This is a genomic window from Gimesia panareensis (genome assembly GCF_007748155.1).
GTDB classification, from domain to species: domain Bacteria; phylum Planctomycetota; class Planctomycetia; order Planctomycetales; family Planctomycetaceae; genus Gimesia; species Gimesia panareensis.
In genome coordinates, this window is the sequence record NZ_CP037421.1 from 3,118,682 (window position 1) to 3,135,220 (window position 16,539).

At 54.1% G+C, this 16,539-nt stretch carries 11 protein-coding genes; all 11 read left to right on the top strand.

Annotated elements, in window-relative coordinates:
- Window positions 1-187 precede the first annotated feature (187 nt).
- The 11 genes from tsaE (at window position 188) to Enr10x_RS11810 (ending at window position 16,524) form a co-directional block, all read left to right on the top strand.
- Window positions 188-676 carry a tRNA (adenosine(37)-N6)-threonylcarbamoyltransferase complex ATPase subunit type 1 TsaE gene (tsaE, locus tag Enr10x_RS11760; RefSeq protein WP_145449234.1) on the top strand — a complete coding sequence of 163 codons (489 nt, stop codon included), beginning with the start codon at window positions 188-190 and terminating at the stop codon, window positions 674-676.
- A gap of 42 nt (window positions 677-718) precedes the next feature.
- Window positions 719-1,723, top strand: a complete 1,005-nt coding sequence (locus tag Enr10x_RS11765) for an NAD-dependent epimerase/dehydratase family protein (protein WP_145449237.1) — start codon at window positions 719-721, stop codon at window positions 1,721-1,723.
- A gap of 98 nt (window positions 1,724-1,821) precedes the next feature.
- The gene (locus tag Enr10x_RS11770) at window positions 1,822-2,112 is read left to right on the top strand and encodes a hypothetical protein (RefSeq protein ID WP_145449241.1); all 291 of its coding nucleotides are present in this window, start codon (window positions 1,822-1,824) and stop codon (window positions 2,110-2,112) included.
- A gap of 343 nt (window positions 2,113-2,455) precedes the next feature.
- A complete protein-coding gene (locus Enr10x_RS11775; RefSeq protein WP_145449244.1) occupies window positions 2,456-3,478 on the top strand; it encodes a DUF1559 domain-containing protein in 1,023 nt (340 codons plus the stop codon).
- 70 nt (window positions 3,479-3,548) lie between these two features.
- Window positions 3,549-4,016 carry a carboxypeptidase-like regulatory domain-containing protein gene (locus tag Enr10x_RS11780; RefSeq protein WP_145449247.1) on the top strand — a complete coding sequence of 156 codons (468 nt, stop codon included), beginning with the start codon at window positions 3,549-3,551 and terminating at the stop codon, window positions 4,014-4,016.
- Between the two features lie 282 nt (window positions 4,017-4,298).
- Window positions 4,299-7,817 carry a DNA polymerase III subunit alpha gene (gene dnaE, locus Enr10x_RS11785; protein WP_145449250.1) on the top strand — a complete coding sequence of 1,173 codons (3,519 nt, stop codon included), beginning with the start codon at window positions 4,299-4,301 and terminating at the stop codon, window positions 7,815-7,817.
- Between the two features lie 136 nt (window positions 7,818-7,953).
- The gene (locus Enr10x_RS11790; protein ID WP_145107611.1) at window positions 7,954-8,559 is read left to right on the top strand and encodes a hypothetical protein; all 606 of its coding nucleotides are present in this window, start codon (window positions 7,954-7,956) and stop codon (window positions 8,557-8,559) included.
- A gap of 262 nt (window positions 8,560-8,821) precedes the next feature.
- Window positions 8,822-9,877, top strand: a complete 1,056-nt coding sequence (bioB, locus tag Enr10x_RS11795; protein ID WP_145107608.1) for a biotin synthase BioB — start codon at window positions 8,822-8,824, stop codon at window positions 9,875-9,877.
- A gap of 180 nt (window positions 9,878-10,057) precedes the next feature.
- Window positions 10,058-12,214: a terpene cyclase/mutase family protein gene (locus tag Enr10x_RS11800; protein WP_145107607.1), complete on the top strand. Its 2,157-nt coding sequence runs from the start codon at window positions 10,058-10,060 to the stop codon at window positions 12,212-12,214.
- Between the two features lie 366 nt (window positions 12,215-12,580).
- Window positions 12,581-13,552, top strand: coding sequence for a DUF1559 domain-containing protein (locus tag Enr10x_RS11805; RefSeq protein ID WP_145107605.1), 972 nt, complete (start codon window positions 12,581-12,583; stop codon window positions 13,550-13,552).
- A 368-nt stretch (window positions 13,553-13,920) separates the two neighbouring features.
- Complete coding sequence (locus tag Enr10x_RS11810; protein WP_145449253.1) at window positions 13,921-16,524, top strand: peptidase MA family metallohydrolase; 2,604 nt, start codon at window positions 13,921-13,923, stop codon at window positions 16,522-16,524.
- The last annotated feature ends 15 nt before the right edge of the window (window positions 16,525-16,539 follow it).

A 16,539-nucleotide genomic window follows, 5' to 3' on the forward strand; every position in this document is an offset into this window, starting at 1 on the left:
ATGTGGAGGTTGTGTGCTATTCTAACTTGCAGGACCGCAAATTGGAAATCGGCTGAATGAGACTGCCTGCGGTTTTGGTATCTTTTCCCATGCGAACTTCCCACGGTTTGCATTGTGATTTCATGGAAAACCGGCTATACCAGCATCAGAATTGTGAGTTCCCTTCAGATTCAGGAAAGACATACACTTGGAAACCGCGGCAGAATGGACCTTCGAGTCCACCAGTGAGGAAGATACCCGGCGGCTGGGAACGCTGCTGGCGGACCGACTGGTTCCGGGAACCGTGCTCGCGCTGAACGGGAATCTGGGTGCGGGGAAGACCCGGCTGGTGCAGGCGATCGCCCAGGCTCTGGGTGTGGATCCCGCAGAAGTCAACAGCCCCACGTTTGTCCTGATCCAGGAATACGAGGGGCGGCTTCCCCTGTATCATTTCGACACCTATCGTCTCAAGGACACCGATGAATTCCTGGAGCTGGGCGCAGATGAGCTGCTGTACGCAGACGGAGTCTGCCTGATTGAATGGGCCGAAAAAGTTGCAGACGTGCTGCCCAGAGACGTGCTGGAGATCAAAATCACTCACATTTCAGAAACCGCGCGTCGCTTTGAATTCACCGGGCAGGGTTCTCGCTCCCGACAGATCGTCACAGCACTGAAAGCAGATTCTCCGACCGACTGACGTACGTCGATACAAAATTTCAGACAGACAGGGATGGCAGACATGAATCAATCAGCGGAAGAAAAACTGCTCGTCACGGGAGCCACCGGACTCGTGGGCAGTCAGGTCATCCAGCGGGCACGGGAAAACGGACAACCGGTCGTCGCACTGGTCCGTTCGGCAGACCAGGCGACATTCCTGCAGGAGCAGGGGGTGGAACTGGTAGAAGGGGACCTGACCCGGCCCGAAACATTACAGGGAAAACTGTCAGGCGTCACCCGGGTTGTCCACACCGCAGCCAAGGTCGGCGACTGGGGCAACCTCGCAGAATACCGCCAGACCAACGTCACCGGCCTGGCCAGTCTGATCTCGGCGATCGAGGAACAATGCGCGCTCCAACGTCTGATCCATATCAGTTCCCTGGGCGTGTATGAAGCCCGTGATCATTACGGCACAGACGAAACCGAGCCCCCGCATGCGTCCGGCATCGATGGTTACACCCTGAGTAAGATCGAAGCCGAACAACTGCTGCAGCAACAGACGCTTCCCTATACGATCCTGCGTCCCGGGTTCATCTACGGTCCCCGCGACCGAACCGTGCTGCCCCGGATCCTGGAGCGTCTCAAATCGGGGCAGTTTGCCTATCTCGGTTCTCCCGAGAAGCTGATGAACAACACGTGGGTCAAACACCTGGTCGACGCCATTTTCCTGGCACTGAATCAGGATCAGGCCGTCGGGCAGATCTATAACATCACCGACGTCACCCTGGTCAGCAAACGGGAATTCATCTCGACCATTGCGGAACTGGCCGGCTATCCGTCACCCGAAAAAGTAGTTCCACTGCCCGTCGCCCGGCATCTGGCAAAGATGCTGGAAGGGCTCTGGCGACTGCTGGGAAAAAAACAGGCCCCGATCCTTTCACAGGCCCGCATCAAGTTTCTGGGACTGAACCTGGATTTTAGTACGCTCAAAGCCCAGCAGGAGCTCGGCTATCATCCCCAAACGACCTATCGTGAGGCGATGTCAGGCACCATCGACTGGTTTCGTGAAAATCAGAAACTCCCGTAGTTTGCTCCCATGAAGTCCACATGAATTTAACGGATTTTCGCCGATCATCTGCAAACAGGTATTTGACCCGACTCGCCCTGCAAGCGTAAAATGGAACCATGGAAAGTGAACTGACGTCAGCACCTGATCTGCCCGAAACGGAAACAGAGCTTTCTCTTCGTAAGAAAGCTCGTCGGCGGTATCTCATAGGCTCCCTGATTCAGGTCACCGTTTTTCTTTCGCTCTACGTGCTCTCGATTGGCCCACTGTTCTGGCAATGGTACGCCTCTTTCAATTCGATGAGTTCGCCTTTTTTCGCCGCCTTCTACATGCCTCTGCTGATGGCCTGCGATATTTGCCCGCCTCTGGCTGATGGCGTGAACTGGTACATCAATCTCTGGATTGGTTAGCCCAGTCGCTTTTGCGACTTCATCCCAGATTCACGTTTCGCACAAACAGGTGCTTCCAACCTGAGAAATGGTGCATAAATTCCAAATTAGAAACGTAACATATTTTATTAAAACAAACCCCTTCCACATCTCAACTTAAAATTCATAAAGTCGCTGACAGTTCCACTCGTTCCCCCCTCCTGAAATGAGTGCATTTGTTCTTCTATTGACAAAAGTAAACTGGCACAGCTAGATTGAATCCACTGATCATTAGATCCCACACAGTTACTCACGCCAATACACTACCACCGCAAGTACACTCCTCACTCCTTACCTATGTAGCTCAGTTTGCGAGAAAATTGTCATGAAAAGTACACCGAGATTTTACAGACGTGGATTTACATTAATTGAACTGCTGGTGGTCATTGCGATCATTGCCATTCTGGTGGCCCTGCTGCTGCCAGCCGTTCAACAGGCACGCGAAGCGGCCAGACGAAGTACGTGTAAAAACAACCTGAAACAATTAGGCCTGGCTTTACATAACTACCATGATGCGTTCACGGTCTTTCCCTACAGTACGGAAAACCCTGGCGGTTCCGGTTTGACTCCCGTCACGAACCACACCGGCTATATCATGCTATTGCCCTACATTGATCAGGCACCGCTCTACAATAAATTCATCTTAACCGCTGCCTCGGGAAACTACCTGGGAAGCGGTAACTGTGGCACTTCCGGGTCCGGTACGCTGTCCGGATCGGCTGCAAATCAGCAGAATAACATCAATCTGGGCAGCAATATCATCAACCTGTTTCTCTGCCCGTCTGATCCGGGTAGCCCCACGCGTGTCAGCAATTGTGTTTCCCGGTCCGGCGGGGGAAATGGAACAACATTATCTCCCCAACCCAATTCCGCGAAGACCAGCTACGGCTTCAGTGTCACCAACACCAATAACGCCGGCCTGTGGTCCAAAGAATCATCCACCACAAAGGCCATGTTTGGCACGAACTCCAACTGTAAAGTCCGTGACATCACGGACGGTACCAGCAACTCTGTCGCCATGGTTGAAACGACACTGGAACTCTGGGTCTCAGCACATGAACCTGTCACCTGGGTTGGCCCGGGCTGGTCGAAATTCGGCGTCACACTGCAGAACTCTAAGGCAGGGATCAATGAATGGCGCTGCTGCACATGGGACAACTTCACCTCGACTACAACTGGTAGAATCGGTCGCAATGGATCGGGAGGCTTCCCCGGCAGCAGTCATACCGGCGGAATCCATGTGTTGATGGCCGATGGTGCCGTTCGGTTCATTTCCGAAAACATCAACTACAGCACACGAGTGAACCTGGCCCGCATCAGCGACGGCAATATCCTCGGTGAATTTTAATTGACTTCGCTTTCTGCAAGGCTCCATTAACATCTGTTTGTGGAGCCTGTTCTCTTTCTGGATGAATACCATGCAATCAAGTAAACTGGCGCTCTGTTTATTGTGCATTTTCGGACTGGCGCTGTCCGGCTGCGGTTCTGAAGAGTCCAACCTCCCTGAGTTAACCCCGGTCAAAGGAACGATCACGGTGAACGGTGATCCGGCTGCCGGGGTGACCATCATTCTTTATCCCCAGCAGGGAGCAGCCGGCAATACCCCCCAGGACACGGCGTTTGGAATCAGCGATGATAATGGCCACTTTACCATTCAACATCGCAGTGGAGCCGAAGGAGTGGAACCCGGAGAATATTCCGTCACTTTCTCCAAAATGGTGATGCCCGATGGTTCACCGATGGAAAAAGGGGCAGAACCAGCGGCAGTCGGTGCCAAAGAAATGTTGCCTCAACAGTACACCAACCCGCAATACACAAAAGAAAAGATCACGGTTCAGAAACCCCAGGACACCTACGACTTCGAATTAAAGGCCCGAAAAACCTGATTCCGCTTTCCCCGTCGATTTCTCAGCATGAAAAGCATCAAATCGGCCGGTATTCAGAACCAGACATAAGCGAGTCCCGATAGATCAGAGATCAATCGTCGTGCATATTAAAAACCGGAATCTCAATCCCCTGAGGTAGATTGACAAACCCGAGATTCCACATACACTCTTTATCAGGGTCCCTGCCACAGAATTCTCTGCAGGGTCCTGATACAGATATCTCTCACTGCGCAAGCCGATCATTGCCTGGATGGCATTTCTCATACGGGAGCACGGAAACTCATGAGCGACCCACGCCCTTTTGCTCACCTGCATTGTCACACTCATTTCAGCATGCTGGATGGTGCCAGCCGCATCCCGGAAATGGTCAGCAAGATCAAAGAAGCGGGCATGAATTCGCTGGCGATTACGGACCACGGCAACCTGTATGGAGCCATGGACTTTTACAGCCAGTGCCGCAGCCAGGAAGTCAATCCGATTCTGGGCCTGGAAGCCTACATCGCCCCTCGTAGCCGCTTTGAAAAGGGGGCCTCGCGGATGAAGGAGGCCAGCTTTCACCTGACGCTGCTGGCACAGAACCGACAGGGGTTCGAAAACCTGATCAAACTCTCATCCATGTCTTACCTGGAAGGCTTTTATTATAAGCCGCGCATCGACAAGGAAATCCTGGAAGCCCACAGTGACGGCCTGATCCTGTTAACCGGCTGTGCAGCGGGTGAGTTGTCGCACCACATCCTGGGGGAAGACTGGGAAGAAGCAGAAAAACTGTGCGCCTGGTATGAAAAGGTGTTCGGCGACCGCGTGTATATGGAAATCCAGAACGCCGGCCTGGAAATTCAACGGCAGTGCATGGAGGGGACCGTCGAACTCGCTAACAAAATGGGGCTCCCCCTGGTCGCAACGAATGATGCCCATTACGTCGAACAGGAAGACGCGGTCGCCCAGGACGTGCTGCTCTGCGTCAGTACCCGTTCGGTCGTCTCCGATGAAAAACGGATGAAAATGACCGGCGATCAGTTTTTTGTCCGTACGCAGGAAGAGATGTACAATGCGTTTCCCGGCTTCGAAGATGCGGTCGCCCGCACCCAGGAAGTCGCCGAGCGGGTCGACATCCAGATGTCGGACAAAAAATTCTATCCTGTCTTTCAGCCACCCGATGGAATGACAGACACGCAGTACCTGCGTAAGCTGTGTGAAGAGCGTCTGCCCCTGAAATATGGCGATGAACTGAGCCAGGCGCACTGGGATCGTCTGAATACCGAACTGGGCGTCATCGAGCAGATGGGCTACTCCAGTTACTTCCTGATCGTGTGGGACTTTGTCGTCTTCGCGGAAAGTGAAAAAATCCCGTGTACGGCCCGTGGTTCTGCCTGCGGTGCCATGGTCGCTTTTCTGCTGGGCATGTCGCAGGTCTGTCCGCTGAAATATGACCTGCTGTTCGAGCGGTTTCTTGATCCAAGTCGAACCGAGCCGCCCGATATCGATATCGACTTCTGCCGCGACCGCCGTCAGTTGGTGATCGATTACACCAAAAAGAAATACGGTGAGCGGAGCGTGGCCCAGATCGGCACGTTCGGTACCCTGAAAGCCAAAGCCGCCATTCGCGACGTGGGACGAGCACTGGGTGTGCCGCTGGCCCGCGTTAACGAAATTGCCAAGATGGTTCCGGAGTCCCTGGGCATCAAACTCAAGGATGCGATCAAGGAAAGTCCCGACCTGCAGGCCGCCTACGATCAGGATATGGAAGTCAAACAACTGCTCGATCTGGCCATGCAGCTGGAAGGCCTCTGCCGCAGTGCCGGAACCCATGCCGCGGGTGTGGTAGTGGCAGACTTGCCCCTGTCGGAAGTCGTCCCGCTGCAGACGATCACCGGCAAAACTGACATCATCACTCAATGGGACGGCCCCACCGTGGAATCGGTGGGCCTGCTCAAGATGGACTTCCTCGGTCTGCGCAACCTGACCATCCTGGACAAAGCCGTTCAGAATGTGAAGAAACATTGCGGCCTCGAAATCAATCCGCACCAGTTGCCGCTGGATGATGAAGAGACCTTCGCCCTGCTGCAGCGTGGCGAGACGAAGGGAATTTTCCAGCTGGAAAGTGGCGGGATGCGTGACCTGCTGACCAAGATGAAGCCGGACAAGTTCCAGGACATCATCGCGACCTCGGCCCTGTATCGCCCGGGCCCTCTGGAAGGGGGGATGGTGATGCAGTATGTCGATGTGAAACACAACCGGATCCCGATTCCCAAAGTTCATCCGATCGTGGATGAAATTCTGGCAGAGACCTACGGCGTGATGGTCTACCAGGAACAGGTGATGCGGATTCTGAACCGGGTCGGGGGAATTGAGCTCTCCGCCGCGTATCGCTGTATTAAAGCGATCAGTAAGAAAAAGCTCAAAATCATCGCCGAGTTCAAAGACCAGTACATCGCCGGTGCCAAACAGCGGGACATGGACGAAAAGCTGGCGGTCGAACTCTTTGACATGATCGAAAAATTCGCCGGTTACGGATTCAACAAATCGCACTCGACAGCCTACGGCGGTGTCGCGTATGCGACCGCGTACCTCAAGGCGCATTACCCCAAAGAGTTCATGGCGGCTTTGCTCTCCTGTGGTATGGAAAGCCATGAGCGGATCAACGAACACGTCGATGACTGCCGCCGGATGAAAATCGAAGTGCTGCCGCCGGACATCAACCGCTCCGATGTCGAGTTCAGCGTGGATGGCGAGAAGATCCGCTTCGGCATGGGGGCGATCAAAGGCGTCGGGGAGCAGGCCCTGGAAGAGGTGGTCAAAGAGCGCGAGGAAAACGGACCTTTCACCAGCCTGTTCAATCTCTGTGAACGGGTTGACCCCAAATCATTGAACCGCAGTGCCCTGGAAATTCTGATCAAAGCGGGTGCCCTGAACAGCCTGGGGGGCAACCAGGCGCAGTTGATGTTGAGCGTGGAACGGGCTGTGCAGTCCGCTCTCAAAATTCATAAGGATCGGGCACGCGGCCAGAAAAGTCTGTTTGGAGATGAACCCGGCAACGATGAACAGGGCTCGGCGGATGAGGCCCTGCTGCCGGAAGCCGAAGACTGGTCCCGGGCACAAAAGCTGGCTGCGGAAAAGGAAGTCTTCGGTTTTTATCTGACCTCACATCCGCTGGCCGAAATGGGGGATTCCCTGACCAAATATGCCCAGAACAAAACCAACGAACTTGCGGAAATGGAAGACCGGGATGAAGTGATTCTGGCCGGCATGATCTCATCCATCAAAAATGCAGCCACCAAAAAGCCGAGCAAAAACGGTCACACCCGCTATGTGAACTTTGACTTCGAAGACCCGCATGGCCTGGTCCGCTGCATCATGTGGCCCGAACAGTATGCCCGCTTCGGTGAAAAAGTCAAAATGGAAGCGATGGTCATCATCAAGGGAAAGATAGATAAACGGGGCAGGGAGCCGAACGTCATCGTCGACCAGTTGCTGACTCTCAATGACGCCCGCAAGCAGTTTACGGATCGGCTGGCGATTAACTTCAAACGGGGCGTGCATACGCGACAGGACATGGTCAACGTGCATGATGTGCTGACGCAGTTCCCGGGCCAGACCGAGGTCATCCTGGTAGTCGATTCCGTCGATCAGGAAAAGCCTGAAACCAGCCTGAGATACGTCTTAAACCCCCCTGGCAATCTGCGTGTCTCCTGCAGTGAAGAATTTGAAAATCGCTTAAAGGCCACTATCGGCGAAAGCCATATCCACTTTCACACCCCTGTCGTGAAGAAAAAAACGATCAATGGAAGTATCGGTCGCTAAGACCTTTGCGGCAAAAACTGGTGCAAAAGTACAGAATTGGCCTGATTTTTAAGAAATCCGGGGCTCCAGACGAACCGAAAATAAGATATAGTTGCGCTACCGATACGGTAATTCAGAACGTTCAGGAAGACATTCAATGGTAAACAAAAAAACGGGGCTCCTGCTGCTGGCACTGACCGGATTCTCCATTCCCGTCTGGTTCCACGCAACGAATGCAGAACAGCAGTCAACACATCCCCGGCAGACAACCAAACGGCACCAGGCAGTTCTGCAGCAGATTCCGCCCCGCGTGAAGTTGCCGTCTGCACAGGGCGAGCAAGCGGGAAAAACAGCTGAAACTCCCTCAACAAAGCCGGCTGTCATCTCCAGCGACATGATTTCCCAGCTGACATCCGAAGAGATTCTCCAGCGGCTGGTTGGCAAATGGGAACAGACCAAGAGCACCAGTAAACAGATTCTCACGATCGAAGAGAACGGTAAAGCGACTATGATCGTCGAACCACAGGGGCTCTGGACGACCATACTGGGAGAGCGGGTGATCATCGACATCGAATGGAGCCTCAACCAGGGTAAACTGACTCTGCGCACAGTAGGCGGAAAACCCGAAAATAAAGTGGATTACATCAACCAGCTCTGGGGCAGTGAATTTGTCCGCGAAATCCACACCATCGAGGACAAAATGTTCACACTGCGTGATGATTCCGGGGAAGTGAACCAGAAATGGATTCGCACCTCTTACTGATCAAAACTGCCATTTCTCCCCTCTGTCGCGGTTCCGTGCCATTCCGAAACTTGTACTCTCACCCAGATCGCCTATCATAGAGGCACAAGTTCCCTGTTTCTGATCCGGCAGCTTCAGCCAGACCAGTTAAACTTCGCCCTCCAAAGGACTTGCACTATACACACAACCATACCCATGGTGATTCAGGGCGAGAACAAAGTATAACGAGGCTGGTGCTTCAGCCAGCGACATCTTTGCTGTTTACTACTGAAAGATCTTTTTAATGAGCACTCAGATTCCTGCATCTTCCCGCTGGCAGTCGCTGGCAGACCAGGTTTTATCCGGCTATCAGCTGACCCGAGAAGAGGGGCTGGAAATCCTAAACTCCTCAGATGATGAACTGCTCGAACTGCTGGCAGCCACCTACCGGGTGCGTCAGAAATATTTTGGTAAACAGGTCCAGCTCTACTATCTGAAAAATGCAAAGAGCGGTCTCTGTCCGGAAGACTGCGGTTACTGTTCACAGGCGCGCGGCTCCAAGGCGGAGATTCCCAAATACCGCATGCTGAATGAAGAAAAACTGCTCGATGGTGCCAAAGCCGCTGATGAAGCCAAAGCGGGTACCTACTGCATCGTCGCCAGCGGTCGTGGGCCGACTGATAAGGAAGTCGAACACGTCGCGAATGTGGTCGAAAAAATCAAATCTGAATACGATCTGCGGATCTGCTGCTGCCTGGGTCTGCTCTCTGAAGAACAGGCGAAACGCCTCTCCCAGGCCGGCGTGAACCGCATCAACCATAACCTCAACACCAGCCGCGAGTATTACGATAAGATCTGCTCGACGCACACTTATGAGGACCGTCTCAACACCCTGAAGGTGGCCCGGGAAGCCGGTATGGAACTCTGCAGCGGTTTGATCGTGGGCATGGGAGAAACTCCCGAAGACATCGTGGACGCCACCCTGGAACTCCGGACTCTGGAAACCAAATCCATCCCGGTCAACTTCCTCAACTCCATCGACGGCACGTCACTGGAAGCGGTCGACGAGCTCGACCCCCGCTACTGCCTGAAAGCCCTCTGCCTGTTCCGCATGGTCCATCCTTCCACCGAGATCCGCATCGCTGGTGGACGCGAAGTCAACCTGCGTTCCATGCAGGCCATGGGACTCTATGCTGCGAATTCCATGTTTGTCAGCGATTACCTGACCACCAAAGGACAGGCGGCAGAAGCCGATTACGAAATGATCGCCGACCTGGGCTTTGAAGTGATCGTCTCAGGCCACGAGATGGAAGCCGCCTCTGAAGCACCTGAACTGGCAGGGCAGAGCGAATCCTGCTGAGCCTGCAGAAATAGTGGACCAGCGGGGTTTTGTGAATTTCACAAAGCCCTTATCTGGATTGAGGTTGTAAGAAAAACGCTCCCGACGTATCATTCCGCTTTCGGATTGAGTGCACGGCGTACAGGCCTGCTCAATCTGCAGGAATGGAATCCTTCATCTTAGAGTCAGGGAGCACCTGAAATGAGTTCAGGCAGACTGCGTGCCAGCCATCTTTCCGACAATTCGTCAGCCGGAAACGAAACCACCCCCACCTTCAAGATTTTTCCGAGCACGGAAGCCGCCCCGTTTGATCACCCCGATCAACTGCTTAAGGGAATCGCCCGCTCACGGGATTATCTGCTCTCATTACAACATGAAGACGGCTACTGGTGTGGTGAACTGGAAGGGGATTCCATTCTCGAATCGGAATACATTCTGCTGCTGGCGTTCCTGGGAAAACAGCATACAGAAGAAGCCATCCAGTGTGCTAACTACCTGCTCGACATTCAGATGCCGGAAGGGGGCTGGAACATGTACCCCGAAGGCCCGATCGAAATCAGTGCTGCCGTCAAAGCCTACTTTGCGCTGAAGCTGACCGGACACTCTCCCGAAGCCGAATACATGCAGCGCGCCCGGAAAGCGATTCTGGCAGCAGGAGGTGTGGAAGCCGTTAACAGTTTCACGCGGTTTTATCTGGCCCTGCTGGGAATCATCCCCTATTCCAAATGCCCCGCGGTCCCACCGGAACTGACACTCATTCCGCACTGGATGCCATTCAATATTTTCGAAATGTCTGCCTGGTCGCGCACCATTCTGGTCCCGCTGAGCATTCTCTGGGAATATCGTCCCTCGGTCACACTTCCCAAAGAGCAGGGGATCGACGAGTTGTTTACCGGTGCCCCGGCAGACTACCCCCGGACCATCCCCAAATCAGAAGCACTCGACTCACTCAAGAAAAAAACCTGGATCGACTGGCACCGTTTCTTCCAGATCGCCGACCAGGGATTCAAGCTGATTGAAAACCTGGGCATCAAGCCGTTCCGCAAGCGGGCGGTCAACAAAGCCTGTCGCTGGATGCAGGAACGTTTTGACCACAGCGATGGACTGGGCGCGATTCTGCCCCCCATTATCTGGACCGTGATTGCCCTGAAGTGCCTCGGGGAAGACGAAAGCAGTCCCGACGTCCAGCGTGCCCTGCAGGAACTGAAAAAACTGCAGATCAAAGAAGGCGATCGCATTCGTCTGCAGCCCTGTAAATCCCCCGTCTGGGATACCGCCATCAGTACCATTGCCCTCCGGGAAGCGGGAGTCTCCAATCGCCACCCGGCCATTCGCAAGTGCATTCAATGGCTGTTGTCGCAGGAAGCCAAACTCCCGGGCGACTGGGTCAATTCGAGTAAATCCCAAACGCCCGGCGGCTGGTATTTCGAATTCAATAACGAGTTTTACCCCGACGTGGATGATACCGCGATGGTGATCATGGCGCTGCGTCGCTGCCTGCCGAAAACACTGAAGCAGGACCAATGGCTGACCGACTTCCTGGTTACTCCGGACTGGAACCCTTACGAAGAAGAGCTGGACACCGAGGCCATCGTCGCCGGTCGGAGTGAATCGCGGGAGCAGGCCTACGCTGACCTGGAACTGCTGCAACCGATGGTGGGCGCCATCCGCAGAGGAGTCCACTGGATCCTGGGGATGCAGAATAAAGATGGCGGCTGGGGTGCCTTTGACCGCGACAACGACCGGGAACTGTTCACGCAGGTCCCCTTTGCCGATCATAATGCGATGGTCGATCCCAGCACCGCCGATTTAACCGCCCGGGTCCTGGAAGCGTTTGCCGATGTGCAGCTTCCCATCAGCCATCCTGCATCGCAACGTGCCATCCAGTACGTCTGGAGCGAGCAGGAAGACGATCACTGCTGGTACGGTCGCTGGGGAATCAACTATCTGTATGGCACCTGGCAATCCATTGTCGGACTGATTGATATCGGGATCCCTGCAGATGACCCCCGGATCGTACGCGCTGTGGGCTGGCTGAAATCAAAGCAGCAACCCTGCGGCGGCTGGGGTGAGACCGCAGACAGCTATGCAGATCCTTCCCTGAGAGGCGAGGGAGAAACCACTCCTTCACAGACAGCCTGGGCATTAATGGGCCTGATGGCAGCCGGGGAAATCGATTCCGCAGCGGTGCGTCGCGGCATACATTACCTGCTCGAAACGCAGAAGGCAGACGGCAACTGGGACGAGGAACCATTCACAGGAACCGGCTTTCCCAAGGTGTTCTATCTCAAATACCACCTGTACCGTACGTACTTCCCCCTGATGGCTCTGGCGCGCTTTGAACGGCTGCGTCGCTGAAAAAAAATTGCATGCCAATATTTGCGTAAACATAGGGTTCTCCCTTATGCACAGAACTCCACGTTCGTTAAAAAAAGAATATTCTTGACAAGATTTTTCAAAATAAACCCCTAAAAAACAGGGTCTTCAGCCCCTTCGGTAGCCACAATCGCACCAACAGAAAATATTTTTAATTTTTTGTTAAACTCGAAACAGACAGTACTTGTTTCCTCTTCATCGCAGGTATATTTTTCTACTGCTATTACTCAAGCACGCGCAGCTACCCACCATTATTGGCAGCGTGAAGAAATAGCAGTCCGACTGCAACAGCGCACCAGCAGTCATAGCAGGCACGCTCTATACCCAACCCTTAAACAAACTGGAGTTATGATGAAGAGTCGCAAAGGAGCCCCGAAGCGCGGGTTCACACTGATTGAGTTACTTGTTGTGATTGCCATTATCGCAATCCTGATCGCATTGCTTCTCCCCGCTGTTCAACAGGCTCGTGAAGCAGCACGTCGTTCTACCTGCAAGAACAATCTGAAACAGATCGGCATCGCCATCCATAACTACGCTGACACTCACACCGTCTTCCCGCTGGGCTATGTGCGGAACGCAAGTAGCGGAGTCGACTATAGCTGGGGATGGTCAACCTTCCTGCTGCCTTTCGTTGACCAGGCTCCTCTGTATAACGTCCTCAACCCGAACGGTCAGCTTTTACTGCCCAATGCCAGCACCACCTACAGCGGGCAAAACGCGCTGCAGACTGCCATCCCCGTTTACCGCTGCCCCTCGTCGATCGTGCCGGTGATCAACAACCAGCGTACCGACAGTGTCCCCAGCGGCTATGGTGCATTGAGCTATCCTGCTGTTTCCGGTCACACTTCAGGCCTGGGCGGAAGCTCTCCCGTAACTACCTACACCAACAAAGGTGCGTTCTACCCCATGAGCAGTGTTCGCTTCCGCGACTTCACCGATGGAACTTCCAACACCATCCTGGTGGGTGAGCGTGCATTCCAGTTCACCGGTACCGTAACTCAGCAGCCTTACGCAGCTATCTGGGCCGGCGGTCGCTACACCAACGTTGGTACCTCCGGAATCATCACCAACACGAAAGAAGATGCCACCGGCGATGTTGCTTTCAGCACCAACATCAACAATAAATCCGGTGCTGCACACCGTGGATTCAGCAGTCAGCACGTTGGCGGCTGTCACTTCCTGCTGGGAGATGGTACTGTTCGCTTCATCAGCGAAAACATCAACTCCTCTGACTACAATTCCTCTTCTGGACCGGCTGCCATGGGAACCTACCAGAAGCTGGCAATTATCAATGATGGACAGGTTCTGGGCGAATTCTAAAGCTGACAGAATCAGTCGCTGTTGAGGTTTAACTCAACACAACCGCAACTGGACAGGCAGGCTCTTGACCTTACCAAAGGACGAGAGACCTGCCTGTTTTTCTGCGCAGGCCGCTCTCATTCCCAGATTGACATTTGCCGGAAAATCCCTCCTGAAAAAAAATTCTTGTTGCACATCTTGGAAAAATCAGATATCGTGCTCAGTTGATTCTTCCGCTCATGATTAACAACTGCTGTTTACTGACAGAGTCAACTAGTTAATTCTTCCATGTTCGGGAGACGAATAGTTTCTGATCCTGGGCAAAAGAATCATACCTCAATGATTGCGTGCAGCTCCGCACATTGAACTTTCCCAGGGAAGGGGCGCTTATGCAACGAGTGCATCGTTTCCGAGTCTGGCCTGACGTTTCGTTATCGCTGCTGGAGCAGCTTCGCTCACTGACTCTTCGCACTCGTCCTCTCTCTACCCTCAGCATTCTTATCTTCCTGCTGTCAGTTCCCACCCTGTCAGCCGCATCGGAACTGGAAGACTGCGAACTGCTACTCCGCACTGGCCAGTACCAGGCCTGTATTCAGACATCTGCTGTCGCCATCGATAAGAAAGCTTACGGCTCTGAATGGCCTCTGGTCAAAGCGCAGGCAGAACTGGCATTGGGACAGTATGCCGAAGCACAACAGACCGTCGATGCCGGCTTGAAACGGTATTCCTGGAGCCTGCCGTTACGTTATCTCGCCTGGCAAATCTATCATCTCAACAATGAACACGAGGCCGCTGACGTTCTCCTGGCCAGCATTCACGAGCTCGCCAGCCGTTCGGCCTGGCGCTATACCGATGCCGACAGCCTGGTTGCCCTGGGACAGGCATCGCTACTGCGGGGCATGGATCCCGGCGAGGTCCTCGAAACCTTTTATGACCGTGCCATTCAGGAATACCCCGATCAGCGCGACGCCTGGCTCGCCAGCGGTAACCTGGCGCTGGACAAACACGACTTTGCTCTGGCCAGCGAAACGTTTGCTGCCGGACTGAAACAGACTCCCAACGACCCGGACCTGCTGTTCGGTCTTTCACAGGCACTCCAGCGATCCGATCCGCAACGCGCAGCGACCCTGGCAACTGAGGTACTGAAAATCAATCCGTACCATCTCCCGTCGCGGATGGCTGAAATTGCCCGTCTGATCGACTCTGAAGAATATGCCACTGCAAAAATTCAACTGGACCAGATCCTCGCGATCAATCCGCACCTCGCCTCTGCCTGGGCCTCTCTGGCTGCCATCGCGCACTTTGAAAATCGTCCCTTTGATGAAACTGCATATTACCAGGAAGCCTTAAGTCACCATGATCAGAACCCGCGGGTAGACTACCTGATCGGGAAAATCCTCTCGGAGCATTACCGCTTTGCAGAGGGAGCCGCCTACCAGAAACAGGCACTGGAAAAAGATCTCAAATTCCTGCCGGCCCGGATTCAGCTCGCGCAGGACCAGTTGCGACTGGGACAGGAAGTCAGCGGCTGGGAACATGCCCTGCAGGCGCATGCCCAGGACGGTTACGACACCACCACCTTCAACCTGCTGGAGCTGAAAGACCAGCTGGCCCGGTTCAAAACACTGGAGGATGAGTCCTTCATCATTCGCATGGAAGCCCGCGAAGCAGACATCTATGGTCAACAGGTCAAAACGCTGCTGCACCAGGCCAGAAAAACTCTCTGTCAGAAATATGGATTGCAGCTGGATCAGAAAATCACGGTGGAAATCTTCCCGGATCCGGATGACTTCGCCGTCCGCACCTTCGGAATGCCTGCGGTCTCAGGTTACCTGGGCGTCTGCTTCGGTAAAGTGATCACCGCCAACAGCCCGGCTTCACAGGCCGACCACCCCACCAGCTGGGAATCCGTACTCTGGCACGAGTTCTGCCACGTTGTCACCCTGGAACTGACCAGCAACAAAATGCCCCGCTGGATCAGCGAGGGAATCTCGGTCTATGAAGAGCGTCAGAAAAACCCGTACTGGGGCGAAGTCATGATTCCCCAGTACCGGGAGCTGATACTGAAGGGGGAAACCACGCCCATCAGTCAGCTGAGCAGCGCCTTCATGAACCCCAAGAGCAGTCTGCACATTCAGTTTGCCTACTTCCAGTCTTCCATGGTGGTGGAATACCTCGTCCAGAACTTCGGTTTAGAGACCATCCGCAACATTTTAGGAGATCTGCAGGCAGGGGTCCCCATCAACGTCGCCATCGAACGACACACGAAAACACTGGGAGAGCTGGAAGAAGAGTATGCCATCTGGCTGAAAGCGCAGGCCGACCGATTTGCTCCCCGGGCTGACTGGTCAGAACAGGACCTGCGGCCGCTGCTCAACGACGATACCAAACGCTTTGACGACTGGGTGCGTGAGCATCCCAATCATTTTCGAGGGCTGATGGCCTATGCTTCCATTCTGGCAGAAGAAAACCGAGTCGGTGAACTCGAAACCACTCTGAAAAAGCTGGTTGAGATCTATCCCGAATATACCGGTGCAGACAATGCCAGCCTGCAACTGGCTCAGCTCTACCAGAAACAGAAGCGTTTCGACGAGGAACAGCAGCTTCTGGAACAGCATGCCCGCATCAACCCCAATGCCCTGGATGTCTTCCAGCGGCTGATCGAACGGTATCAGGACCAGGGAAACTGGTCCGCCGTGTATCAGACCGTCCGGAAAGCACATGCCGTCAATCCCCTGAATCAGGAGACGCAACAGGCTCTGGCCACGGCCTGCATCAAACTGGATCGGCGACAGGAAGCGATCCAGGCCTACCAGGCGATCCTGGCGCTGGAACCGCACAATAAAGCGGAAGCACACTACCAGCTCGCCCGCTTACTGCAGAAAGAAAATCAACAACAGGCAAAACGACATACACTCATCGCGCTCGAACAGGCTCCCCGTTTTCGGGCCGCCCACCTTTTACTGCTGGAACTGACAACTGACACACCTTAAACGCTCGCACCGGAT

Coding starts and splice junctions, on each gene's coding strand:
- Enr10x_RS11765 (WP_145449237.1), top strand. CDS start 719: ATGAATCAATCAGCGGAAGAAAAACTGCTCGTCACGGGAGCCACCGGA.
- Enr10x_RS11770 (WP_145449241.1), top strand. CDS start 1,822: ATGGAAAGTGAACTGACGTCAGCACCTGATCTGCCCGAAACGGAAACA.
- Enr10x_RS11775 (WP_145449244.1), top strand. CDS start 2,456: ATGAAAAGTACACCGAGATTTTACAGACGTGGATTTACATTAATTGAA.
- Enr10x_RS11780 (WP_145449247.1), top strand. CDS start 3,549: ATGCAATCAAGTAAACTGGCGCTCTGTTTATTGTGCATTTTCGGACTG.
- dnaE (WP_145449250.1), top strand. CDS start 4,299: ATGAGCGACCCACGCCCTTTTGCTCACCTGCATTGTCACACTCATTTC.
- Enr10x_RS11790 (WP_145107611.1), top strand. CDS start 7,954: ATGGTAAACAAAAAAACGGGGCTCCTGCTGCTGGCACTGACCGGATTC.
- bioB (WP_145107608.1), top strand. CDS start 8,822: ATGAGCACTCAGATTCCTGCATCTTCCCGCTGGCAGTCGCTGGCAGAC.
- Enr10x_RS11800 (WP_145107607.1), top strand. CDS start 10,058: ATGAGTTCAGGCAGACTGCGTGCCAGCCATCTTTCCGACAATTCGTCA.
- Enr10x_RS11805 (WP_145107605.1), top strand. CDS start 12,581: ATGATGAAGAGTCGCAAAGGAGCCCCGAAGCGCGGGTTCACACTGATT.
- Enr10x_RS11810 (WP_145449253.1), top strand. CDS start 13,921: ATGCAACGAGTGCATCGTTTCCGAGTCTGGCCTGACGTTTCGTTATCG.